Below are 21,960 nucleotides of genomic sequence, written 5' to 3'. Positions count from 1 at the left end.
GCACCATCGGGGCGTCGAAGCGGGGGCGGGTCAGTCGACCGCGACCAGGGGGTACACACCGTTCTCGTCGTGCACCTCGGTGCCGACGACGGGCGGGTTGAAGACGCACAGCATGCGCATCCGCGTCTTCGTCGTCACGGTGTGACGCTCGTGGCCGTCGAGCAGGTACATCGTGCCCGGAGCAAGCGGGTACTCGACGCCGGTCTCCCGGTCGAGGAGAGTTCCCTCGCCCTCCACGAGCCAGACCGCCTCCACGTGGTTGGCGTAGTGGAACTCGTTGACGGTGCCGGGCTCGATCACGGTCTCGTGGAAGGAGAATCCGACCCTGTCGCCGCCGAGGACGATGCGCTTGCTGCGCCAGTGTCCGGCGGCGACGTCGCGCTCGGTACCTGTGATCTCGTCGGTGGTGCGAACGATCATGCGGACAGAACCTTTCGGGTCGCGGTGGCCAGGATGTCCAGGCCGAGGTCGAGGTCGGAATCGGTGATGGTCAGCGGCGGAAGGAGTTTGACCACCTCGTCCGACGGGCCGGAGGTCTCGGCGAGGAGGCCCTGCTGGTACGCGGCGGCGCACACCTCACCGGCCTTGTCGGCGTCCTCGAAGACCAGGCCCTGGACCATGCCGCGGCCGCGATGGCTCAGCTGCTCCGGGAACTCGGCGCACAGCTCCTCGAAGCGCTTCTCGATGTGCGCGCCCTTGCGGAGGGTCTCCTTCTCGAGGGCGTCGTCGGACCAGAACTCGTCGATTGCGTGCTTGGCGGTGACGAAGGCCGGGTTGTTGCCGCGGAAGGTGCCGTTGTGCTCACCGGGGCCCCACACGTCCAGTTCGGGCTTCATCAACGTGAGCGCCATCGGCAGGCCGTAGCCGCCGATCGACTTCGAGAGGGTCACGATGTCCGGGGTGATCCCGGCGACCTCGAAGGAGAAGAACGGACCCGTACGGCCGCAACCCATCTGGACGTCGTCGACGATGAGCAGCATGTCGTGCCGCTCGCACAGGTCCGCGAGTGCGCGCAACCACTCGGGCCGTGCGACGTTCACGCCGCCCTCGCCCTGCACCGTCTCGACGATGACGCCGGCGGGCTTGTTCAGTCCGCTGCCGGAGTCGGCGAGCACGGCCTCGAACCACTGGAAGTCGGGCGCGACGCCGTCGAAGTAGTTGTCGAAGGGCATCGGGGTGGCGTGCACCAGCGGGATGCCCGCGCCACCGCGCTTCATCGAGTTACCGGTCACCGACAGCGCGCCGAGCGTCATGCCGTGGAAGGCGTTGGTGAAGTTGATGATCGACTCGCGGCCCTTCACCTTGCGGGCGAGCTTCAGTGCCGCCTCCACGGTATTGGTGCCGGTCGGGCCGGGGAACTGCACCTTGTAGTCGAGGCCGCGCGGACGCAGGATCTTGTCCTCGAAGGTCTGCAGGAACTCGCCCTTGGCCACCGTCGACATGTCCAGCGAGTGGGTGATGTGCCCCTCGGAGATGTACTCGACCAGGGCCTGCTTCAGCTTCGGGTGGTTGTGGCCGTAGTTGAGTGCGCCGGCGCCTGCGAAGAAGTCCAGGTAGCGTCGTCCGTCGCGATCGATGAGCCATGAGCCCTCGGCGCGATCGAACACGGCGGGCCAGCCACGCGAGTAGCTGCGCACCTGCGACTCGCGGGTGCTGAAGATCGAGGGCTGCTCGAAATCTGCGGTACTGGTGTGATCATCGGTCAGGGTTGCCATGGTGATCCTCCTCTGGGCCGTGCAGCGCCCCGCGATCACGCGGGGTCGATGGTGTACAGCTGCTCGGGATCGTGTGGTTCGGAATCGGTGGGGGAGATGTGGTGCGAGGCGAAGAGATCGCTCACCACGAGGGTGGAGCCGCGCTTCTTCGCCACCGCGCCGAAGAGCTGTTGGGACGCGGTGTTGTCCGCGGTGATCGTGGTCTCCAGGCGTGAAACGCCCTCCACCGCAAGACGGTCCAACAGGTCGATGAGCATGCGGGAGGCGATGCCGTGGCCGCGGTGTGCGGCGTCCACCGCGACCTGCCAGACGAACAAGGTGTCCGGGCGGTCGGGTCGGCGGTAGCCCGTGACGAATCCCGCTACGGCGCCGTCGCGTTCGGCGACGATCGACGTGGCGGCGAAGTCACGGCACAGCAGCGTGTACGCATACGTCGAGTTGAGATCGAGAACCTCGGTGTCGCGGGCGATTTCCCAGAGCCGAATCCCGTCGTCGATCGACGGGCATCGGGTGGAAACCCCCGCTTCCGCGGCGGTGGTGGGATCGCTCTTGTGAGACGGGCTCATCGCTTTCGACGCTAACAACCGGCTCCGGGGAAGTCACCCGTCGCCGGAAATCGGTCACTGGAACACCGGGGTATCCCCAGCGAGTCGGGTCAATGTGAGATGGGTCACATCACGAGTCCTCGGGGGCGATCCGCGCGAGTGCGCCGATCTCCAGGGCCGCCCACAGCGCACCGTCGGGCCCGGGGGTGATGCCGTGCGGCTCGGAGCCTGCCCGGGACAGCTCGTACCTGCGGATTCGTCCGTCCGGGTCGATCGAACCGAGGGCATTGCCGGCCCACTCGGTGAACCACATCCGCCCGTCGGGCCCCGCGCAGACGGCGTGCGGTCGGGCGCCGGGGTCGGCGAGGGGGTACCGGGAGACGGATCCGTCGGGCATGATGCGGCCGATCCGTCCCGCCCCGATCTCCACGAACCAGAGGGTGTCGCCCGGGCCCGCCGCGATGCCGACCGGTGCGCTGCCGGCGTCGAGGGGGAAGGTCCGGATCGATCCGTCGAGGGCGATCCGGCCGATCGCGTCGGCCTGATTGAGCGGGAACCAGAGCGCGCCGTCGGGGCCCGCGGCGATTGCGGACGGGAAGGCGCCCGAGATGGGAAGGTCGAACTCGGTGACCTCGCCCGTGACCGTGGCCCGGCCGATCCGGTTCGTGGCCGTGGCGGTGAACCACAGCGCACCGTCGGGCCCCGTCGCGAGGCCGTACGGCCCGCAGCCCGGCGGCAGCTCGATGTGGGAGACCTCCCCGTCGACGGTGATCCGGCCGAGACGGTGGGCACGGTACTGCGTGAACCACAGGGCGCCGTCCCGCCCGGGAACGATGATCGTGGGACCGGAGTCGGCGCCGACGGGGAAGCGTACGGTCTCACCCGTCGCGACGTCGTACCGGCCGATCTCGCCGCTCCCGACCAGCGTGAACCACAGCCCGCCGTCCGGCCCGGTGGTCACGGCGTACGGGCCCGCGCCGGGTACGTCGTGGAACGTGATCGTCATCGGCTGCTCTCCTGTTCGGAGAGGAAGGCGTCGATCTCGGCGCCGGTCGGGGCGGCCGCCGCGCCGGCGGCGGTGGCGGTGAGGGCGCCGGCGGCGTTGGCGCGGAGCAGGCGCTCGGCGGGCGGCAGGTCCCAGTGGGCGGCGAGGGCTCCGGCGAAGGCGTCCCCGGCGCCGGTGGTGTCGACGACCTCGACCACGAACCCCGGCGCTTCGACGGTGCCGTCGGATCCGGCGGCGCGGGCACCGTCGCCGCCGAGGGTCGTGACCACGTACGGCACGCGCTCCACCACCTCCGCGAGCGCCTTCTCCTCCTCGCGGTTGACGATGACGGCGTCGAGGAGATCGACGAGTCGATCGGGAAGCGCCTGCACGGGCGAGGGATTGAGCAGGACCACGGTGCCCGCCTCTCGCGCGGCGCGGGCGGCGTCGATGACGGCCGGCAAGGGGATCTCGAGTTGCAGGAGCAGGACGTCCGCGTCGGCGATCGCCGCACGGGTCGCCTCGCCGACGGTGACGGAACCGTTCGCACCGGGAACCACCACGATGTGGTTCTCGCCCGTGGCGTCCACGGTCACGTTCGCGAAACCGGTGCTGCCGGTGACCCGCGCGACGAGCGAGACGTCCACGCCCGCCGCGGCGAGAGAACCGAGGACCGTCTCGGCGGCGGCGTCCTCGCCGACCGCGCCCGCGAACACCGTCGACGCGCCGGCGCGCGCCGCGGACCGGGCCTGATTCGCACCCTTGCCGCCCTGGCCGAAGGCCACCGACACACCCGTCACCGTCTCGCCCGGCTGCGGGAATCGCTCGCAAACCGTGACCGCGTCCAGATTCACGCTGCCCACCACGACCACTGACGTCATGCCCGCACCCTACGGCGCACGGCGACCGTAGGCTCGGCCCATGACCATGATTCGTCCGTTCCTCATGTTCCAGGGCGGGGTCGCCGCCGAGGCGATCGCGCTGTACGTCGCGACCTTCGACGGTGCGGTGCTCACCTCGGTCCCGCACGCGGAACCGCAGCACGGAATCCAGCTCGCCGAGCTCGTGATCAAGGGGCAGCACGTGCTGATCAGCGACAGCGCGGTCGATCACGCCTTCGACTTCACCCCGTCGACCTCCCTGTTCGTGGACTGCGACGACCGTGAGGAACTGGAGCGGCTGACGGCGGCGCTCGGCGCCGGCGGGAAGACCTACATGCCGCTCGGCGAGTACGGCTTCTCCACGGCCTTCGCGTGGGTGGGCGATCGGTTCGGCGTCTCCTGGCAGCTCAACCTGGCCTGACGGTCCGCCGTTCGCCCCGCGGTGCGTGCGGTCGGGCTCGCCTCACGCTGAGTGCAAGCCTGGGCGGGCGCGGGCCCGCCGCCTACCGTCGGCCGATATGAGCCGTCAGATCCGTTTCAACGCCTTCGACATGAACTGCGTCGCCCACCAGTCCCCGGGGTTGTGGCGGCACCCGGAGGACCAGTCGCACCGCTACAAGGAACTCGGCTACTGGACGGACCTCGCGAAGCTGCTGGAGCGCGGCACCTTCGACGGCATCTTCATCGCCGACGTCCTGGGCGTTTACGACGCGTACAACGGCAACGGCGACGCGGCGATCAAGCACGCGGCGCAGGTCCCCGTGTCCGATCCGATCCTGCTGGCCTCGGCCATCGCGGGCGCGACGGAGCATCTTGGCATCGGCATCACCGCGGGCACCGGCTTCGAGCACCCCTTCCCGTTCGCGCGCCGCCTGACCACCCTCGATCACCTCACGAACGGCCGGATCGGCTGGAACGTGGTGACCGGCTACCTGCCGTCCGCAGCGAAGAACATGGGGCAGCTCGACCAACTGCAGCACGACGAGCGCTACGACCACGCGGACGAGTACCTGGAGGTGCTGTACAAGCTGTGGGAGGGCTCGTGGGAGGACGACGCGGTGATCCGCGACCGCGAGAGCGGCGTCTTCACCGATCCGTCGAAGGTGCATCCGATCAACCACCACGGCAAGTACTTCGACGTGCCGGGCATCCACGTGGGCGAGCCCTCGCCGCAGCGCTCGCCAGTCATCTACCAGGCCGGAGCCTCACCGCGCGGCCTGAAGTTCGCGACGGAGAACGCCGAGGCGATCTTCGTGGCGGCGCCCACCAAGGAGATCCTGAAGAAGGTGGTCCGCACGGTGCGCGAGGGGCTGGTCGCCAATGGCCGGGATCCCTACTCGGCCAAGGTGTACACGCTGCTCACGATCGTCACCGACGAGACGGAGGCCAAGGCGCAGGCCAAGCTCGAGGAGTACCACCGCTACGCGAGCATCGAGGGCTCGCTGGTCTTCATGTCCGGTTGGATGGGGGTGGACCTGGGCGCCTACGACCCGAGCGATCCCGTCGGTGATGTGCAGTCCAACGCGATCATCTCCGCCGTCTCCAACTTCCAACAGGCCGATCCGTCGGGCAAGGAGTGGACGGTCGAGGACATCGGCAAGTGGGGTCGTATCGGCGGCATGGGGCCGGTGCTCGTCGGCTCCGCCGAGCGCGTGGCCGACGAGCTGCAGGAATGGGTCGAGGAGACCGATGTGGACGGCTTCAACCTGGCCTACGCGATCACGCCCGGCACGTTCGAGGACATCGTCGAATTCATCGTGCCGGAGCTGCGCCGACGGGGCGTGTACCCGTCGGAGTACGCACCGGGGACGCTGCGCAACAAGCTGTTCGGGCAGGGTGACCGGCTCGCGGCCGATCACCCCGCCCAGCGGTACCGCTACACCCGCGCGGGCGATGAGACCCGCGTGGGCGCGTCCGTGTAGGACTCAGACGGCGGGGAGTTCCTTGCTGTAGAGCGAGGCGCCCTTGGCGTCGCGCAGGTTGACCGTCAGAGCGCGCGTGCCACCGTCGATGGTGACCTGCCCGAAGTGCTGGAAGCCCTCGGCGGGCGAGGCGTTCGCCTTGTCGGGGGCGTGTACGAACTCGTACTGCGCGCCGAAAGTGCCGTCGAGCGGGCTCTTCGGGAAGGCGCCCGCGTTGAGCGGACCCGAGACGAACTCCCAGAACGGCGAGAAGTCCTGGAAGGCCGCCTTGTCCGGGTGGTAGGAGATCGCAGCGGTGTAGTGCACGTCCGCTGTGAGGTACACGACGTTCTTGACGTCCTTGGTGCGGGAGAGGATGCGGGAGAAGGCGATCTCGCGGCCCAGCGGGGCGCCGTTGTCGCCCTGCGCGACGGCCTCCATCGACTTCGGGCCGTCCTTCGGGTCGGACAGCGAGTCCGGCACCACGATGCTCAGCGGCAGGTCGTTCGCGACCACCTTCCAGACCGCCTTCGAGGAGGTCAGGCCGTCGATCAGCCACTGGGTCTGCTTGGCGCCCCAGGATGCCGCCGTCGTCCGTCGTGGCCCAGTTGTTCGGGTTGGGATCCTTGTAGCTGCGCATGTCCAGTACGAAGACGTCGAGGAGCGGACCGTAGGAGATCTTGCGGTACAGGCGTCCGTCGGCGGCCTCGGTGGGCTGCACCGGTTGCCACTCGCGCCACGCCTGATAGGCGAAGTCGGCGAGCTTGTTCACGTCGGTCTCGGTGTAGCCCTTGCGGTTCTGGCCGGTCAGGTTCTCGCCGGGGAACCAGTTGTTGATCACCTCGTGGTCGTCCCACTGGATCAGCTGGGGGACGGTCGCCGCGAACCGCCGATAGTGCTCGTCGAGACGGTTGTAGGCGAAGTTGCCGCGGAAGTCGTCCAGGGTCTGTGCCACATGCGCCTTCGCCGGCGCGGTCACGCTGCGGTAGACGTTGCCGTCGTTCTGCTTCTGCGTCTCCTCGACCGGATTGTCGGCGTAGATCGCGTCACCGGAGTGGATGAAGAAGTCCGGGCGCGTATCGGCGATCGCACCCATGATCGCCATGCCCCCGTCGCGGTTGATGCCCCAGCCCTGGCCCACAACGTCGCCGGACCAGGTGAAGTTCACGTTCCCGGCCGCCGACGGCGCCGTGCGGAAAGTGCCCGCCACCGGCTCCGACGTCGCGCCGTTCTCGCCCTCAAGGGTCACGCGGTAGTGCACCGTCTGGCCGGGCTCGAGGCCGGTGATGCGGAGGCGTCCGGCACCGTCGGACGACGGATCGAGCCGGGGGCCCTCGAAGCGCCGCGGGTTGCTGAAGGACTCCGAGGAGGCCGTCTCGACGATCATCCGCGCGGGAGCGTCTGACCGGGCCCAGACCAGCGCGCCGTCGGTGCGGGGGTCGCCGGAGGCGATGCCGTGCGTGAGCGAGGGCCGGGCGCGGACGACGCCGGGCGAGGACGAGGCGGCGGCACCGTCGGACGAGCTGCCGCACGCCGAGAGGAGCGAGCCGGCCGGGACGAGCAGGGCGCCTGCGGTGCCGGCCTTGAGGAGGGAACGACGCGAGAACTGCGAATCACTGAGGGGCATTGCGGAAACGATGCCGCAGTCCGGTTCCGTGCCGGCGAACAACCGGTTACCAGCGGGGATGCGAACCGGTGTCCACATGGTGAACCACAAAGGCGGGATCGGCACTTCGATTCTGTTAACGTCGAACGCGCGGTAATCACACGTCCGGTGGGCCCAGCAGTGTCTAGCCACAGGCAAGCCCGGTCCGCACGGTGACCAACGCCAGGGGCTGATCTGCATGCCTGATAACTCAACAACGTCCGGAAGCTCGCCGCTCTCTTCGGTGGGGCTCCAGGAGACGGAGCAGCAGCGTAAGTCGAAGCTGCACAAAGCCATTTCCGCGTCCGCGATGGGCAACTTCACCGAATGGTTCGACTACGGCGTGTACGCGTCGACGGCGACCTACATCGGCACCGCCCTGTTCCCCGACCACGGGACCATCGGCACCCTCCTCGGCTTCGCCGTGTCGTTCATTCTGCGGCCGCTCGGCGGGTTCGTCTGGGGTCCGCTGGGCGACAAGATCGGCCGGAAGGCCGTCCTCGCCACCACGATTCTGCTCATGGCGGGGGCGACTGCGCTGGTAGCGGTCCTGCCCACGTTCGCCACCGCAGGGTGGCTCGGAGCCGTCCTGCTGATCGTTCTCCGCATGGTGCAGGGCTTCTCGACGGGCGGCGAGTACGGCGGCGCCGCGACCTTCATGGCGGAGTATTCGCCGGATCGTCAGCGCGGCCGGTACGGAAGCTTCCTCGAGTTCGGCACCATGTGCGGCTTCGCCGGTGGTACCGCGATCGTACTGCTCCTGCAGGTCCTGCTCACCGAGGAGCAGATGCAGTCCTTCGGTTGGCGCCTGCCGTTCCTGATGGCGCTGCCCATGGGCCTGATCGGTTGGTACCTCCGTAACCAGATCCACGACAGCCCGGTCTTCGAGGAGATCAAGGAGAAGGACCAGTCGCAGGATTCGGCGCTGAAGGGGCTGCGCCAGCTGCTCGTCGAGTACCGGCGCCCGATCCTGATCCTGTTCGGACTCGTGATCGCCCTGAACGTCGCGAACTACACGCTGATCGCCTACATGCCCACTTACCTCAACGGTGCGATCGACATGCCCAAGAAGGATGCGTCGATGATGCTCCTGATCGCCCAGGTCATCATGGCCGCAGCGATCCCCTTCTTCGGTGCACTGTCGGACAGGACCGGGCGGAAGCCGATGTGGTGGGTCTCGCTGGTGGGCCTGCTCGTGCTGGCCTGGCCGATGTTCGAGCTGATGACGCAGGGCTTCGTATGGGCGGTCATCGCACTGACCGTGTTGGGTCTGTTGTACGTCCCGCAGTTGGCCACGATCACCGCGACCTTCCCCGCGATGTTCCCGACGCAGGTGCGATTCGCCGGCTTCGCCATCTCCTACAACGTGGCGACCGCAGCGTTCGGCGGCACCGCGCCGCTGGTCAACGAGGCGTTCGTGGACGCCACGAGCAACATCATGTTCCCGGCGTTCTACATGATGGGCGCGTGCGTGATCGGCCTCATCGCGCTGCCCTTCCTGCAGGAGACGAAGGGATGTTCCATCCGTGGCACCGAGGTGCCGGGGCCCGATACGAACGCCACCCATCTCGCGCAGATCGAGGAGGCGAAGCTCGCCCAGGCGAGCTGACGCGCGTGACTACAGTGGACCGGTGACCAGGATCATCGCCGGGGCGGCACGCGGACGCAGGCTCGCGGTGCCGCCCCGCGGCACCCGCCCCACCTCGGATCGCGTGCGCGAGGCGCTGTTCAGCGCGCTGCAGTCCCGCCTCGACTTCGACGATCTCGCCGTCCTCGACCTCTACGCGGGGTCGGGGGCGCTCGGTTTCGAGGCCCTCTCCCGTGGTGCCGCCCGGGCTGTGCTGGTCGACGCCGATGCCAAGGCGGTGGCGGTGATCGACCAGAACGCGCGCGCCGTCGGCCTGCCGGGGGCGGCGGCGCACCGTCGGGCCGCGAGGGCGTACCTCGAGCTTCCGGCACAGCCCTACGACCTGGTCTTCCTCGACCCGCCGTACGACCTGCCCGCGGACACCGTCGACGGTGATGTGGCCGCGCTGACCGGGGGGTGGCTCGCGCCCGGCGCGTTCGTCGTCGTGGAGCGGTCCACCCGCTCGGCCGGCACCACATGGCCCGAGGGATTCGAACCGGAGCTGACGCGCGACTACGGGGAGACGCGCGTGGAGATCGCCGTCTGGCAGGATGACCGGGCATGAGTAAGGCGTGCTGCCCCGGATCGTTCGACCCGATGACCAACGGCCACCTGGACATCTTCCGCCGTGCCGCGCGGATCTTCGACGAGCTCGTGATCACCGTCGTCGTCAACCCCAACAAGCAGGGCATGTTCTCCATCGACGAGCGGATCGCGCTGATCGAGGAGAACGTCGCGGACCTGCCCGGCGTCACCGTGGACCGGTGGACGGGGCTGCTCGTGGACTACGCGGAACAGCAGGGCGTCGCGTGCATCCTCAAGGGGCTGCGCAATTCGACGGACTTCGATTACGAGCTCCCGATGGCCGGCATGAACATGCACCTCACCGGCGTCGAGACCGCCTTCCTGACCACCGCGCCGGAGTTCTCCTACGTGTCCAGTTCGCTGGTCAAGGAGGTCGCGAAGCTGGGTGGCGATGTGTCCGCCCTGATCCCGCCCAACGTGCAGAAGGCTGTGGCCGCCAAGCTGTCGTGAATTCGGCCGATCTCGAGCCGGCAGCGCATATATTCAGCGCGAGTTGAAAATCGGCGGATTCCCCGAGGGTCGACACGCGGCGACGCCGTTACGGCGAAACATCGGTCCCACCCGTCACAATGGGTGTATGTACCGCGTATTCGAAGCACTGGACGAGCTGGGCGCCATCCTGGAGGAGGCGCGCAGCGTCCCCATGACCGCCGGGTGCCTCGTGCCCCGCGGCGATGTGCTCGAGCTCCTCGACGACATCCGCGACGCCTTTCCGGCCGACCTCGACGACGCGCAGGACGTGCTCGATCAGAAGGATCGCTTGATCAGCGAGGCGCGCACCCACTACGACACCACCGTGGCCCAGGCCAACTCCGAGGCGGACGCCACGCTGAGTCGCTCCCGTGCGGAGGCCGACCGCCTCCTCGCCGACGCGAAGGCGCAGGCCGACCGCATGGTGGCGGAGGCCCATCAGCACGCCACCGGCCTGGTCGCCGAAGCCCGCGCTGAGGACGAGCGGATCCGTCGCGGTGCCCAGCGCGAGTACGAGGCCGTCACCGGCCGCGCCCGCGCCGAGGCCGAGCGACTCGTGGCCGACGGCAACGCCGCGTACCAGCGGTCGGTGGCCGAGGGCATCGCCGAGCAGGAACGTCTCGTCGCCGAGACCGAGGTCGTGGCCGCCGCCAAGGGCGAGTCGGACCGGATCATCGACGCCGCGCACGCCGAATCGGATCGCCTGCGCGGGGAGTGCGACGTGTACGTCGACACCAAGCTCTCGCAGTTCGAAGAGGTGCTGGGCGCCACCATGCGGTCCGTGAACCGCGGCCGCCAGCAGTTGCGCACCGCCGCTGGCGTGCACGACTACAGCGATCACGGCGCCACTGACGGCTACCTCGAGGAGTTCGCAGAATCACGGGCGGACGCGCATCGGGCCTCGTGACGTACAATCGGGTGTTTGGCTTGACCTGACGAGTTCGACGAGGATTGTTGTGAACGAACCCAATGCCGCCGTGCGCCAGCCGGCTGGTAAGCCGTACGTGCTCGACGTCCGTGCCTTCGGGCGACGGCCGGGCACCTCAGCGCAGGTGCATCGCACGGTCGCCGCGCCCGAGCGCATCGGCGTCGACCTGATCGGCGTCGAGCCCGGCGAGGAGGTCGACCTGGACCTGCAGGTCCAGGCCGTCTCCGAGGGCGTGCTCGTGACCGGCACCGTCAGCGCGAACACCGCCGGGCTGTGCGCCCGCTGCCTCGACCCGCTGTCCGGCGCACTCAACGTCTTCCTGACGGAGCTCTACGCCTACCCGGAGAGCGAGACGGCCAAGACCACGGACGACGACGAGATGTACCGCATCGAGGACGACATGATCGACCTCGAGCAGGCGATCATCGACGCCATCGGCATGGAGCTGGCCCTCGATCCGACCTGCTCCGACGACTGCCCGGGCCTGTGCCAGGGCTGCGGCGAGAAGCTGGCCGACCTGCCCGCCGATCACCACCACGAGCAGATCGACCCCCGCTGGGCCGGACTCGCGAAGTTCGCCACCGAGGGTGAGGCCGACAAGAAGTGAGCAAGCGCCTCCCCGCGCCGCCCGCCACGGACCGCGCTCCGCTGCTGGAAGCCCTGGGCGTCGAACTCGACGACGAACTGCTCACCCTGGCCCTCACGCACCGCTCCTACGCCTACGAGGCGGGCGGGCTGCCCACCAACGAGCGGCTGGAGTTCCTCGGCGACAGCGTGCTGGGCATCTCGGTGACCGAGTGGCTCTACACCACGCATCCCGACAAGCCGGAGGGCGAGCTCGCCAAGATCCGTGCCAGCGTCGTCAACATGCACGCACTGGCCCGCGTGGCCCGTGGGCTGGGGGAGGGCGGCCTCGGCGCGCATCTCTACCTCGGCCGCGGCGAGGAGCTGACGGGCGGCCGCGACAAGGACTCGATCCTCGCCGACGGCACCGAGGCGCTGCTCGGCGCCGTGCACATCCAGCACGGCATCGACACCGCCCGCGAGGTGGTCCTCCGGTTGTTCCTGCCGCTGCTCACGACCTCGTCGTCGATGGGCGCGGGACTCGACTGGAAGACCTCCCTGCAGGAGCTCACCGCGGAGCGGGACCTGGGCGCGCCGGCGTACCGCATCACGTCGACGGGGCCGGATCACGACAAGGAGTTCACCGCCGTCGCGGTGGTGGATTCGAGCGATCTCGGCGAGGGCGTGGGTCGCACCAAGAAGGAGGCCGAGCAGAAGGCCGCCGCGGCCGCCTGGAAGTCGCTGGACGAGGGCGGCGCCGGATCTGCTGCCGATAATGCGGCGGACGGCGGGGCCGAGCAGGCGCCCGAGTCCGCCTGATGCCCGAGCTGCCCGAGGTCGAAGTCGTCCGGCGCGGTCTGGTCGATCACCTGGTGGGCCGCGGCGTCACCTCCGTCGAGGTACTGCATCCGCGCGCCGCGCGCCGGCACGTCGCCGGTGAGGCGGATCTCATCGGCCAGATCACCGGTGCCGATGTGGAATCCGCCGAGCGGCGCGGCAAGTTCCTGTGGCTGCCGCTCGCGCGCGGCGGTGCCTCCGCGGACGCGGCGATCGTCGTGCATCTGGGGATGAGCGGGCAGATGCTGGTGGGGCCCGGCGATGACCGGCACCTGCGCATCCGAGCCGGGCTGTCCGACGGCGCCGTCCTGCGGTTCGTCGATCAGCGCACCTTCGGCGGGTGGGCGGTGGACCCGCTCGTGCAGGCCGACGGTGCGCTCGTGCCCGCGTCCGTGGCGCACATCGCACGCGATCCCCTGGACCCCTTGTTCGACCGCGATGCGGTCATCGCCCGGATGAAGCGCAAGGACACCGAGATCAAGCGCGTGCTGCTCGATCAGACCGTGATCTCGGGCGTCGGCAACATCTACGCCGACGAGGCGCTGTGGCTCTCCGGCGTCCACGGCCGGCGCCGCGCCTCCGCGCTCACCAAGCCCGCTCTCGGCCGGCTGATCAACGACGCCACCGCCGTGATGCGGCGTGCGCTGGATCAGGGCGGCACCAGCTTCGACTCGCTGTACGTGAACGTCAACGGCCAGTCCGGCTACTTCGAGCGGTCGCTCAACGCCTACGGGCGTGACGGTGAGCCGTGCCGCCGCTGCGGCACGATCATGCGGCGCGAGTCCTTCATGAACCGGGGCTCGCACTTCTGCCCGACCTGTCAGACGGTGCCGCGCCGCTGAGCGGTGGATCAGTTGATGATCTCGCCGCGATCGGTGGGGGCTTTCGAGATCAGGGTGTCGCGCCACATCTGGAGGGCCTCGGGGGTGAGCCGGGTCCAGTCGGTCACTTCGGCGACGATGCGCAGCGGCTCGGTGCTGCGGTAGGAACGCGTGGGATTGCCGGGGAACTTCTTGTCCGTGACGTTGGGATCGTCCTCGAAGGGGCCCGTCGGCTCGACCTCGTAGACGCGAGGTGCGGCACCGTCGGACTTGAGCTCCGCGGCGAGCTCCGCGGCGAGACCGGCACCGTCGCGCAGGGCCGTGAAGTAGATGTGGTTCATCACCACGTCGGGGCGGTAGTTCGAGACGAAACCCGCGCTGAGCAGGTCACCGACGTGAAGATCGGCGGTCGTGCCGTGGAAGAACGGGCCGGTTTCCGATGCAGCGCTCATCGGCCCAGACTACCGGGCCGGAGGACGCAGGAGCCGCCAGAGCAGATGCCCGACACTGAGCACGACCAGCGCCAGGAAGACCCACATGGACACGGCCAGAACCGGATTGCCGTCCGGGCTGACGATGGTTCCGACGACGGTGACGGTGAGCAGGAGCAGCACTCCGGTGCCGATGGTGAGCAGGAAGCGCTGCAGCTGGGCGTCGAGCTGTGGGCGATGCTCGGGGTCGAGCCAGTAGGCGCGGGAGCCGACGGGAAGGTTGATCAACTGGTCCGGGATGGCCGACGTGCACGCGGCGAGGACGGCGAACAGTGCCGCGACACCGGCCGTGGAGGCAGCGGCGATCGCCAGTGCCCGGCCGCGGGGCGCCCATGCGTCCCCGACTCCGGAGACGTTCCAATGGGTCGGGAACGGGTCGGGACCGGAGACCGCGGCCCAGGCGAGGGAGGCACCGCACAGTAGAAGTGCGCCGAGGAAGATCCACCAGCGGGGTCGCATGGCTACAACGTTACCGTCGCGAACGAGTGGTGCGGTGATCCGGGTGGGCACCCCGCGTCGGCATGGAGCGCGTGGGCGGGTGCCACAGCGACCAGAGCAGGTACCCGACGGAACCCACGACCGCGAGGAGGAACAGGACGAGCAGCGTCGACTTCGCGGCGGTCTCGTCGGCGTCGATGATCGTCACGACGACGGTCGCCGCACGTTGCAGTAGGAGCAGGCCGCCGGTCCACAGCAGGAAGCCGGAGACGATCGCGTCGAAGCGGGGACGGTGTGCGGGGGAGAGCCAGTAGTCGCGGCGGGGTGTGTTGATCAGTGACGACGGGATCCGGGGCGCGACGAGCGCCAGGCCGGCGAAGACGACGGCGATCCCGGCGGCGATCAGCGTGTGCACGACTACCGCCTCGCCCCGTGGGCTCCACGTCAGCGGATGGCCGGACAGGCCGAAGTGGGTGGGGAAGGGGTCCGGGCCGGAGACGGCGGCCCACGCCGATGCCGCGGCGTACGCGATGACCGTCCCGAGGAACGACCACCACCGCGCGCGCATGCCTCCAACGCTACCGTCCCGTCCGGCGTCGTGACGCGGGAGCACGGCCCGGTTGGCCGCTGGTGGCGGACGATGCTGCCGTAGATTGGACATATGGCCGACGACACCACCGCGCAGGCACCGTCCACCGAACTCTGGGTCGAGCGCACCGGCGTGCGCCGCTACACCGGGCGCAGCTCGCGCGGCGCCGAGGTGCTGGTGGGCTCCGTGGATGTGGAAGGCGTATTCACCCCCGGTGAGCTGCTCAAGATCGCGCTCGCGGCGTGCAGCGGGATGTCCACCGATCACGTCCTGGCGCGCCGGCTCGGTGACGACTACGACGCCACCGTGCGCGTCTCGGGCGATGCGGACCGCGAGAACGAGGTCTACCCCGAGCTCAACGAGATCCTCGAGCTCGACCTGTCCGAGCTGGACGAGGCCGGCCGCGAGCGGCTCATCACCGTCGCGCGGCGCGCGATCGATCAGGTGTGCACCGTGGGCCGCACGCTCAAGGCCGGAACCACGGTCAATCTCGAGATCACCTCGGAGTAGTCGGTGGTCGATGACGAGGCCCGGATGACGGCGTGGGTGCACGGCCAGGTGCAGGGAGTCGGGTTCCGCTATTGGACGAAGACGCAGGCCCTGGAGCTGGGCCTGCTCGGTTACGCTGCCAACCAGCCCGACGGTCGCGTGCGCGTCGTGGTCGAGGGTGTCCGGTCCGCATGCGAAACTCTGCTGCAGCGTCTGTGGTCGGGGGACACTCCGGGCAGGGTCGATCTGGTCGTGGAACTGTTCGGGCCCGCACGAGGCGGGCTCCCGTCGTTCGAGGAGAGGTGAGGCATGCAGCCACCCGTTCCTGAGAACCGCCCCGCGGGCGACATCCCCGGGCCGGAGTCGAACCATCTGCCGCCCGTCCCCGGGTTCCCGCCCCAGGTGAATCTGCCCGACACCGTCGAACCGCCGCGGCGACCCGGCCGGATCCGGGAGCAGGACGAGAACACCACTGCCCGCCCCGAGACGGTGGCGGAGGCCCGTGCCCGTCAGCGGGCGCAGCGGCAGCGCGCGGAGGACGAGGAGCGCGAGGCGGCGGAGGCCGCCGCAGCGGCCGCGAAGAAGAGCCGGCGGCGCAAGCAGATGATCGGTGCCGGCGTGGGCGTGGGCGTCGTGGGCACGATCGCCCTGTTGTACGCGGCGATCCCCGACAACAACGGTACGCAGAATGTGAACACGCAGACCGCGTACTGCACCGTGGACGGCGGTCAGGTGGTCTCCGACGACTACTGCTCGCGCGGCACGTACAACCCCGTGACCGGGTTCATCTTCCTCAACGGCATGAGTTACCGGTACAACTACGGCGGTTCCTACAACAACGGCCACATCACCGGCGGCAGCTACGACCGTCCCGTCAACACCGCGTTCCGCACCTCGTCGGGTGCCGCGGTGGATCCGGCCAAGACCACGTCCTTCGGGTCCAACGGACAGACGAACGCGGCGGGCAAGCCCGCGCCGCCCGCCGCCGGCTCGGGGAGCAAGGGCTCGAGCGGTACGGGCTCGGGCAGCGGCTCCGGCAGCGGCAACTCGGGGAATACGAACGCGGGCAGCAACAGCGGATCGAGCGGCAAGAACATCGACCGTGGCGGCCTCGGCACCGGCAGCAAGGGCGGCGGCTCCAAGGGCGGCTCCGGATCGAGCGGCTCCTGATGCGGCGCATGCGGGGAACGCCCCGCGAGGGCTGGCAGCGGACCGTCGAATCGCAGGGCCTGGTGTTCGGCACGCCCGCGCGCGACGGTGCCGGCGACAGCCGGAACTACTGGGACGAGTCCGTGTTCTACGAGTTCGACATGGACGAGGTGCTCTCGCTCGAGGCCCAGGTCGAGGTGCTGCACTCCATGTGCCTCAAGGCCGTGGAGAACGTCATCCTGACCGAGCGCTACGCCGATTTCGGCATCCCCGAGTGGGCGTGGGGCGCGATCGAGGAGTCGTGGAAGCGGCAGGACCCGCACGTCTACGGCCGCTTCGACCTGCGCTACGACGGCCGGCGGCCCGCGAAGCTGCTCGAGTACAACGCCGATACGCCCACCTCGCTGCTGGAAGCCGCTGTGGTGCAGTGGTACTGGTTCCAGGACACCGCGCCGGACAAGCGCTCCTGGGACGAGGGCGGCTACGACCAGTGGAACTCGCTGCACGAGTCGCTCGTGGCGCGCTGGGGCGAGATCCGCAACCTCATCCCGCCGTCCGAGCTGCACTTCACCTGGTCGGGCGCCGACGCGACGGGCGAGGACCACGTGACCACCGGCTACCTGCAGGAGACGGCCGCCGAGGCCGGCTTCGACACCGTCGGCCTGCCCATCGAGGACATCGGCTGGGACCACGACCTGAAGACCTTCGTCGACCTCGAGGACGCCCCGATCCACTCGGTGTTCAAGCTCTACCCGTGGGAGTGGATCCTCGAGGACGATTTCGGCAAGCGGGTCGTGGAATCGATTCCCGCCACCACGTGGGTCGAGCCGCTGTGGAAGACGATCCTCTCCAACAAGGCGATCCTCGCGGTGCTCTGGGAGATGTACCCCGACCACCCGAACCTGTTGCCCGCCTTCATCGACAGCCCCGGCTTCCTCACTGAGTACGTGAAGAAGCCCAAGCTCGGGCGCGAGGGCGCGAACCTCACGATCGTGGACGGGGGCCGGGAGACCGCCACCGGCGGCGTCTACGGCGCCGAGGGTTACGTGTACCAGATGTTCGACCCGCTTCCCGAGTTCGACGGCTACCGTCCTGTCATCGGCGCCTGGGTCGTCGGCGACGAGTCCGCCGGTATCGGCATCCGTGAGACCTCCGGCCTCATCACCGACGACGGTGCCGCCTTCATCCCGCACCGCATCACCCCGAAAGGCACGACCGCATCATGAACACGACGCTTCTCGCCGGCGCCCAGCTGGCCACCCTGGGCAAGGGCATCGGCGCGATCTGCCTGTACGCCCTCGTCGGCCTGGTGCTGATGATCGCCGGCTTCTACGCCGTGGACCTCTCGACGCCCGGCAAGCTCCGCGACCTGGTGAAGGCCGGCAAGCCGAACGCCACCTACATCACCGGCGCGGGCATGCTCTCGATGGCCTTCATCATCGTCGTGGCCATCTACGCGAACTACGCCGGCGGCGGCGATCTGTGGGCGGGCGTCGTGTACTCGCTGGTCTACGGCTTCATCGGGATCGTCGCGCAGGTCGTGTGCGTGCGCGTCCTCGATCTGGTGACGGGCGTCGACATGGACGAGCTCATGTACTCCGACCTGTTCCTGCCGCAGGCCCGGGTGATCGCCGCATCGCACGTCGCGCTCGGTCTGATCGTGGCGATGGCGGTCCTGTAGCGGGCACCGCCTAAACTGGCGTTTCGTGTATCTCAAGTCGCTGACACTGAAGGGCTTCAAGTCCTTCGCTTCGGCGACGACTCTGCGCCTCGAACCGGGCATCACCTGCGTCGTCGGGCCCAACGGTTCGGGCAAGTCGAACATCCTCGACGCCCTGCGCTGGGTGATGGGCGAGCAAGGGGCCAAGGGCCTGCGCGGCGGCAAGATGGAGGACGTCATCTTCGCCGGCACCTCCGGCCGCGCGCCCTTGGGCCGCGCCGAGGTCACACTCACCATCGACAACTCCGACGGTGCGCTGCCCATCGACTACTCCGAGGTCTCCATCACGCGGCGCATGTTCCGCGACGGTGCCGGTGAGTACGAGATCAACGGCACCAAGTGCCGCCTGATGGACGTGCAGGAGTTGCTCTCGGACTCCGGCATCGGCCGCGAGATGCACGTCATCGTCGGGCAGGGGCAGCTCGCCGCGATCCTCGAGTCCAAGCCCGAGGAGCGCCGCGCCTTCATCGAGGAGGCGGCCGGCGTGCTCAAGCACCGCCGCCGTAAGGAGAAGGCGGTCCGCAAGCTCGACTCGATGCAGGCGAACCTGGCGCGCCTCACCGACCTGACGACGGAGCTGCGCCGCCAACTCAAGCCGCTGGGGCGGCAGGCCGAGGTCGCCCGTCGGGCGCAGACCATCCAGGCCGACCTCCGCGACGCCCGGCTCCGCCTCGCCGCCGATGACCTGGTGCGGCGACGTGCCGAGTTGGCCGATCAGAGTGGCAACGAGGCGGCGGTGCGTGAGGAGCAGAATCTCGTCGCTGAACAGCTGGACGAGGCGAACGCGCTGGTCGCGGAGCACTCCGAGGCCGTCGCGGCTCTGGACCCGGCGGTGAAGGCCGCAGGCGAGGGCTGGTTCTCGCTGTCCGCGCTCGCCGAGCGCGTCTCCTCGACGGAACGCATCGCCTCGGAGCGCGCCCGCCTGCTGTCGGAGCCCGTGCAGCACGCCCCCGGCCGGGACCCCGATGAGCTCGAGGCCGAGGCCGAGCGCGTCGCCGAGGAAGAGGCCGAGCTCATGGAGGCCCTCGAGGAGGCCGCCATGATCCTCGAGGAGGCGACGGAGGAGCTCGCGGCGCGCGAGGAGGCGGCGCGGGACGCCGAGAAGGCGCACATGGCCGCGGTCGCGGCCATCGCGGACCGTCGGGAAGGCCTGGCCCGCCTGGCCGGCCAGGTGGAGACCCTGCGCACCCGCGCCGAGTCCGTGGAGTCCGAGTCCGGGCGCCTGACCGCCGCCATCGCCGAGGCCGTCGAGCGGGCCGAGGCCGCCGAGGCCGAATTCGAGCAGGTCCAGGGACAGATCGCCGAGCTCGATGCCTCCGAGGCCTCGCTCGATGAGCACCACGAGCGCAGCGTCGCCGCTTTCAACGCCGCCAGCGCCCGGGTGGAGGAGCTGCGCGCCGCGGAGCGCGAGGCCGAGCAGAAGGTCGCGTCGCTGGTCGCGCGCATCGAAGCGCTGTCGATGAACCTGGACCGGGGCGACGGTGCCGCCTGGGTCGTCGAGCACGTCGACGGTGTGACGGCCGCAGTCGCGTCCCGGCTGTCCATTCGCGCGGGCTACGAGAAGGCCGTGGCCGTCGCACTGGGACCGGTGGCGGAGGCCGTCGCGGCGGGCTCCGTCGATGCGGCCGTGACGGCTGTTGCGCGGTTGCGCGAGGCCGACGGGGGCCGGGCGGCCGTCGTCATCGAGGGCGTCGCGACAGGGACCGTGCCGACCGGCCCCCTGCCCGACGGTGCCGTCTGGGCCGTGTCGTGCGTGGACGCGCCGTCCTCGTTGGAGGGGGCCGTCACGGCGGGGCTGGCGGGGTACGTACTGGTCGCGTCTGTGGCGGACGCGGTGGCCGTGGTCGCCGCGCGGCCCGAGCTGCGGGCCGTCACGTCCGACGGTGACGTGATCTCCCACGGCGTGCTGACCGGCGGCTCCGCGGCGCGGCAGTCCACCCTGGAGGTGCAGAAGTCGATCGATGCCGCCGAGGCGACGCTGGGGGAGACCCGGCGGTCGGTGGAGTCGTTGTCGGCGGCGCTGGCCGGAGCTGTTGCGGAGGCGGAGTCGCGGCGCGAGGTGACGGAGTCGGCGCTGGCGGCGCTGCACGAGTCGGATGCGCAGCTGGGCGCGATCTACGAGCAGTTGGCCCGGTTGGGGCAGGCGGCGCGGAGCGCGCGCGACGAGGCGGAGCGCCTGGTGGCGCAGCGAACCCGGATCGAGTCGTCGCGGGATGAGACGCGGGCGGCGCTGGTGGAGCACGAGGAGCGCCTGCGTCTCGCGGAGGCGTTGCCGGACGATTCGGTGTCCGTCGGCACCGATGAGCGGGATGCGGCTGCTGCGGCGTTGGCCGCGGCGCGTTCGGTCGAGATGGAGGCCCGGCTCGCTCGGCGCACCGCGGAGGAGCGTGCGGCCGGCGTGCGGGGCAAGGCCGAGGGGCTTCGACGGGCCGCCGCCGCCGAGCGCGCCGCGCGGGAGCGGGCTGAGGCTGCGGCTGCCGCGCGGTTGTCAGCGGCCGCCGTGGCCGCGTCCGTGGCGGAGGGCGCTGCGCTGGTGACCTCGCGGCTGGGGCGCGCGGTGACGCGTGCCGCTGCGCACCGTGATGCGCTGGAGGCATCACGCGCGCAGCGCGCCGGTGCGCTCGACGTCGCGCGACAGGAGGCGACGTCGCTGACCGCGCGGTTGGCCCAGTTGACGGATGCGGTGCACCGCGACGAGGTGGCGCGCGCGCAGGCGGCGCTGCGGATCGAGCAGCTCGAGGAGCAGGTGGTGGCGTCGTTCGCGATGTCGCCGGATGATCTGGTCGCCGAGTACGGGCCCGATGTTTCGTTGCCCCCTTCTGCGCTGGAGCTGGAGGAGTACGAGGCGGCGCGCGAGCGCGGCGAAACCGTGGTGAAGCCGCAGGGGCTGCCGTTCGACCGGGCGGTGCAGGAACGGCGTTTGAAGCTCGCGGAGAAGGATCTGGCGACGCTGGGGCGGGTGAACCCGCTGGCGCTGGAGGAGTTCGCGGCGCTGGAGGAGCGCTACAACTTCCTCTCCACGCAGCTCGAGGATGTGAAATCGGCCCGCGAGGACCTGCTCAGCGTGGTCGAGGAGGTGGACGCCAAGATCCTGCAGGTGTTCACCGAGGCCTGGGTGGACGTCGAGCGCGAGTTCGTCGAGGTGTTCAAGACGTTGTTCCCCGGTGGCGAGGGGCGCCTGATCCTGACGGAGCCTTCGGACATGCTGACCACCGGCATCGATGTGGAGGCCCGGCCGCCGGGTAAGAAGGTCAAGCGGCTCTCCCTGCTCTCAGGTGGTGAGAAGTCACTCACCGCCGTCGCCATGCTGGTCGCGATCTTCCGTGCCCGCCCCTCACCGTTCTACGTGATGGACGAGGTCGAAGCCGCGCTGGACGACACCAATCTGCGTCGCCTGATCTCCCTGTTCGAACAGCTGCGTGACAAGTCCCAGCTGATCGTCATCACGCACCAGAAGCCGACGATGGAGGTCGCCGACGCGCTCTACGGCGTGTCGATGCGGGGTGACGGCATCACCCAAGTCATCTCCCAGCGGATCCGTGGCCAGGAGCTCGGTGCGCTTCCGGTCTAGACGAATTC

Annotated in this window: 23 protein-coding genes and 1 pseudogene; 15 read left to right on the top strand and 9 right to left on the bottom strand. The window is 69.5% G+C overall.

All coding sequences use genetic code 11. The features are described 5' to 3' along the window. Positions 1-30 precede the first annotated feature (30 nt). The 5 genes from FK268_RS08860 to FK268_RS08840 all read right to left on the bottom strand — a co-directional run bounded on the left by FK268_RS08860 (position 31) and on the right by FK268_RS08840 (position 4,126). Positions 31-420, bottom strand: coding sequence for an ectoine synthase (locus tag FK268_RS08860; RefSeq protein WP_068535713.1), 390 nt, complete (start codon positions 418-420; stop codon positions 31-33). After that, complete coding sequence (gene ectB, locus FK268_RS08855; protein WP_146433165.1) at positions 417-1,715, bottom strand: diaminobutyrate--2-oxoglutarate transaminase; 1,299 nt, start codon at positions 1,713-1,715, stop codon at positions 417-419. Before ectB ends, FK268_RS08860 begins: the two co-directional genes overlap by 4 nt. A 35-nt stretch (positions 1,716-1,750) precedes the next feature. Beyond that, on the bottom strand, positions 1,751-2,281 hold the full coding sequence (ectA, locus tag FK268_RS08850; RefSeq protein ID WP_146433163.1) for a diaminobutyrate acetyltransferase: 531 nt from the start codon (positions 2,279-2,281) through the stop codon (positions 1,751-1,753). Between the two features lie 109 nt (positions 2,282-2,390). Further along, complete coding sequence (locus FK268_RS08845) at positions 2,391-3,266, bottom strand: Vgb family protein (protein WP_146433161.1); 876 nt, start codon at positions 3,264-3,266, stop codon at positions 2,391-2,393. After that, positions 3,263-4,126, bottom strand: a complete 864-nt coding sequence (locus FK268_RS08840; RefSeq protein ID WP_146433159.1) for a ribokinase — start codon at positions 4,124-4,126, stop codon at positions 3,263-3,265. Before FK268_RS08840 ends, FK268_RS08845 begins: the two co-directional genes overlap by 4 nt. A gap of 40 nt (positions 4,127-4,166) precedes the next feature. Here FK268_RS08840 and FK268_RS08835 point away from each other — a divergent pair, with 40 nt between their 5' ends. After that, positions 4,167-4,547 carry a VOC family protein gene (locus FK268_RS08835; protein WP_146433157.1) on the top strand — a complete coding sequence of 127 codons (381 nt, stop codon included), beginning with the start codon at positions 4,167-4,169 and terminating at the stop codon, positions 4,545-4,547. A gap of 97 nt (positions 4,548-4,644) precedes the next feature. Further along, positions 4,645-6,048 (top strand): LLM class flavin-dependent oxidoreductase, encoded by a 1,404-nt coding sequence (locus FK268_RS08830; RefSeq protein WP_146433155.1) that lies wholly within the window; start codon positions 4,645-4,647, stop codon positions 6,046-6,048. A gap of 3 nt (positions 6,049-6,051) precedes the next feature. Here FK268_RS08830 and FK268_RS08825 read toward each other — a convergent pair. Continuing rightward, positions 6,052-7,654 (bottom strand): annotated as a pseudogene (locus FK268_RS08825) (alkaline phosphatase D family protein). A gap of 217 nt (positions 7,655-7,871) precedes the next feature. On the opposite strand from FK268_RS08825, the gene FK268_RS08820 reads away from it, so the two are divergent. The 7 genes from FK268_RS08820 (at position 7,872) to mutM (ending at position 13,526) form a co-directional block, all read left to right on the top strand. Then, positions 7,872-9,281: an MFS transporter gene (locus FK268_RS08820; RefSeq protein WP_146433153.1), complete on the top strand. Its 1,410-nt coding sequence runs from the start codon at positions 7,872-7,874 to the stop codon at positions 9,279-9,281. A 22-nt stretch (positions 9,282-9,303) separates the two neighbouring features. Continuing rightward, the gene (gene rsmD, locus FK268_RS08815; protein WP_146433151.1) at positions 9,304-9,864 is read left to right on the top strand and encodes a 16S rRNA (guanine(966)-N(2))-methyltransferase RsmD; all 561 of its coding nucleotides are present in this window, start codon (positions 9,304-9,306) and stop codon (positions 9,862-9,864) included. Continuing rightward, positions 9,861-10,334 (top strand): pantetheine-phosphate adenylyltransferase, encoded by a 474-nt coding sequence (gene coaD, locus FK268_RS08810; RefSeq protein WP_146433149.1) that lies wholly within the window; start codon positions 9,861-9,863, stop codon positions 10,332-10,334. The genes rsmD and coaD overlap by 4 nt, the downstream gene beginning before the upstream one ends. 127 nt (positions 10,335-10,461) lie before the next feature. Further along, a complete protein-coding gene (locus tag FK268_RS08805) occupies positions 10,462-11,262 on the top strand; it encodes a DivIVA domain-containing protein (protein ID WP_146433147.1) in 801 nt (266 codons plus the stop codon). Between the two features lie 49 nt (positions 11,263-11,311). Then, positions 11,312-11,890: a YceD family protein gene (locus tag FK268_RS08800; RefSeq protein ID WP_146433145.1), complete on the top strand. Its 579-nt coding sequence runs from the start codon at positions 11,312-11,314 to the stop codon at positions 11,888-11,890. Beyond that, positions 11,887-12,666, top strand: coding sequence for a ribonuclease III (gene rnc / locus FK268_RS08795; RefSeq protein ID WP_146433144.1), 780 nt, complete (start codon positions 11,887-11,889; stop codon positions 12,664-12,666). The genes FK268_RS08800 and rnc overlap by 4 nt, the downstream gene beginning before the upstream one ends. Continuing rightward, the gene (gene mutM / locus FK268_RS08790) at positions 12,666-13,526 is read left to right on the top strand and encodes a bifunctional DNA-formamidopyrimidine glycosylase/DNA-(apurinic or apyrimidinic site) lyase (protein WP_146433142.1); all 861 of its coding nucleotides are present in this window, start codon (positions 12,666-12,668) and stop codon (positions 13,524-13,526) included. The genes rnc and mutM overlap by 1 nt, the downstream gene beginning before the upstream one ends. An 8-nt stretch (positions 13,527-13,534) precedes the next feature. Here the strand turns inward: mutM and arr are convergent, their stop codons facing one another. The 3 genes from arr to FK268_RS08775 are packed head-to-tail and all read right to left on the bottom strand — an operon-like array spanning position 13,535 to position 15,002. After that, entirely contained in the window at positions 13,535-13,957 is a 423-nt protein-coding gene (arr, locus tag FK268_RS08785; RefSeq protein ID WP_146433140.1) for an NAD(+)--rifampin ADP-ribosyltransferase, read from the bottom strand. Positions 13,958-13,966: 9 nt separating this feature from the next. Beyond that, complete coding sequence (locus FK268_RS08780; protein WP_146433138.1) at positions 13,967-14,455, bottom strand: DUF1648 domain-containing protein; 489 nt, start codon at positions 14,453-14,455, stop codon at positions 13,967-13,969. Positions 14,456-14,465: 10 nt separating this feature from the next. Further along, positions 14,466-15,002, bottom strand: a complete 537-nt coding sequence (locus tag FK268_RS08775; protein ID WP_146433136.1) for a hypothetical protein — start codon at positions 15,000-15,002, stop codon at positions 14,466-14,468. A gap of 93 nt (positions 15,003-15,095) precedes the next feature. Here FK268_RS08775 and FK268_RS08770 point away from each other — a divergent pair, with 93 nt between their 5' ends. From FK268_RS08770 to smc, 6 genes are read left to right on the top strand one after another with little or no spacing between them, the layout of a single operon-like run. Continuing rightward, positions 15,096-15,533, top strand: a complete 438-nt coding sequence (locus tag FK268_RS08770; RefSeq protein WP_146433134.1) for an OsmC family protein — start codon at positions 15,096-15,098, stop codon at positions 15,531-15,533. Between the two features lie 3 nt (positions 15,534-15,536). Beyond that, a complete protein-coding gene (locus FK268_RS08765) occupies positions 15,537-15,818 on the top strand; it encodes an acylphosphatase (protein WP_269434215.1) in 282 nt (93 codons plus the stop codon). A 3-nt stretch (positions 15,819-15,821) separates the two neighbouring features. Next, complete coding sequence (locus FK268_RS24735; RefSeq protein WP_193560256.1) at positions 15,822-16,682, top strand: hypothetical protein; 861 nt, start codon at positions 15,822-15,824, stop codon at positions 16,680-16,682. Further along, positions 16,682-17,887 carry a glutathionylspermidine synthase family protein gene (locus FK268_RS08755; RefSeq protein ID WP_146433132.1) on the top strand — a complete coding sequence of 402 codons (1,206 nt, stop codon included), beginning with the start codon at positions 16,682-16,684 and terminating at the stop codon, positions 17,885-17,887. Before FK268_RS24735 ends, FK268_RS08755 begins: the two co-directional genes overlap by 1 nt. Next, complete coding sequence (locus FK268_RS08750; protein ID WP_146433130.1) at positions 17,884-18,342, top strand: DUF350 domain-containing protein; 459 nt, start codon at positions 17,884-17,886, stop codon at positions 18,340-18,342. Before FK268_RS08755 ends, FK268_RS08750 begins: the two co-directional genes overlap by 4 nt. Before the next feature lie 25 nt (positions 18,343-18,367). After that, positions 18,368-21,952: a chromosome segregation protein SMC gene (smc, locus tag FK268_RS08745; RefSeq protein ID WP_146433128.1), complete on the top strand. Its 3,585-nt coding sequence runs from the start codon at positions 18,368-18,370 to the stop codon at positions 21,950-21,952. The last annotated feature ends 8 nt before the right edge of the window (positions 21,953-21,960 follow it).

This window comes from Tsukamurella sputi, from assembly GCF_007858445.1.
In the GTDB taxonomy this organism is placed as follows: Bacteria; Actinomycetota; Actinomycetes; order Mycobacteriales; family Mycobacteriaceae; genus Tsukamurella; species Tsukamurella sputi.
Note: the sequence above shows the minus strand (reverse complement) of the source record. Positions and strands in the feature narration are given on the sequence as shown.

Coding starts and splice junctions, on each gene's coding strand:
- FK268_RS08750 (WP_146433130.1), top strand. CDS start 17,884: ATGAACACGACGCTTCTCGCCGGCGCCCAGCTGGCCACCCTGGGCAAG.
- FK268_RS08775 (WP_146433136.1), bottom strand. CDS start 15,002: ATGCGCGCGCGGTGGTGGTCGTTCCTCGGGACGGTCATCGCGTACGCC.
- FK268_RS08770 (WP_146433134.1), top strand. CDS start 15,096: ATGGCCGACGACACCACCGCGCAGGCACCGTCCACCGAACTCTGGGTC.
- FK268_RS08860 (WP_068535713.1), bottom strand. CDS start 420: ATGATCGTTCGCACCACCGACGAGATCACAGGTACCGAGCGCGACGTC.
- FK268_RS08780 (WP_146433138.1), bottom strand. CDS start 14,455: ATGCGACCCCGCTGGTGGATCTTCCTCGGCGCACTTCTACTGTGCGGT.
- coaD (WP_146433149.1), top strand. CDS start 9,861: ATGAGTAAGGCGTGCTGCCCCGGATCGTTCGACCCGATGACCAACGGC.
- FK268_RS08835 (WP_146433157.1), top strand. CDS start 4,167: ATGACCATGATTCGTCCGTTCCTCATGTTCCAGGGCGGGGTCGCCGCC.
- ectB (WP_146433165.1), bottom strand. CDS start 1,715: ATGGCAACCCTGACCGATGATCACACCAGTACCGCAGATTTCGAGCAG.
- FK268_RS08820 (WP_146433153.1), top strand. CDS start 7,872: ATGCCTGATAACTCAACAACGTCCGGAAGCTCGCCGCTCTCTTCGGTG.
- FK268_RS08830 (WP_146433155.1), top strand. CDS start 4,645: ATGAGCCGTCAGATCCGTTTCAACGCCTTCGACATGAACTGCGTCGCC.
- FK268_RS08805 (WP_146433147.1), top strand. CDS start 10,462: ATGTACCGCGTATTCGAAGCACTGGACGAGCTGGGCGCCATCCTGGAG.
- FK268_RS08840 (WP_146433159.1), bottom strand. CDS start 4,126: ATGACGTCAGTGGTCGTGGTGGGCAGCGTGAATCTGGACGCGGTCACG.
- arr (WP_146433140.1), bottom strand. CDS start 13,957: ATGAGCGCTGCATCGGAAACCGGCCCGTTCTTCCACGGCACGACCGCC.
- FK268_RS08845 (WP_146433161.1), bottom strand. CDS start 3,266: ATGACGATCACGTTCCACGACGTACCCGGCGCGGGCCCGTACGCCGTG.
- mutM (WP_146433142.1), top strand. CDS start 12,666: ATGCCCGAGCTGCCCGAGGTCGAAGTCGTCCGGCGCGGTCTGGTCGAT.
- FK268_RS08755 (WP_146433132.1), top strand. CDS start 16,682: ATGCGGCGCATGCGGGGAACGCCCCGCGAGGGCTGGCAGCGGACCGTC.
- ectA (WP_146433163.1), bottom strand. CDS start 2,281: ATGAGCCCGTCTCACAAGAGCGATCCCACCACCGCCGCGGAAGCGGGG.
- FK268_RS24735 (WP_193560256.1), top strand. CDS start 15,822: ATGCAGCCACCCGTTCCTGAGAACCGCCCCGCGGGCGACATCCCCGGG.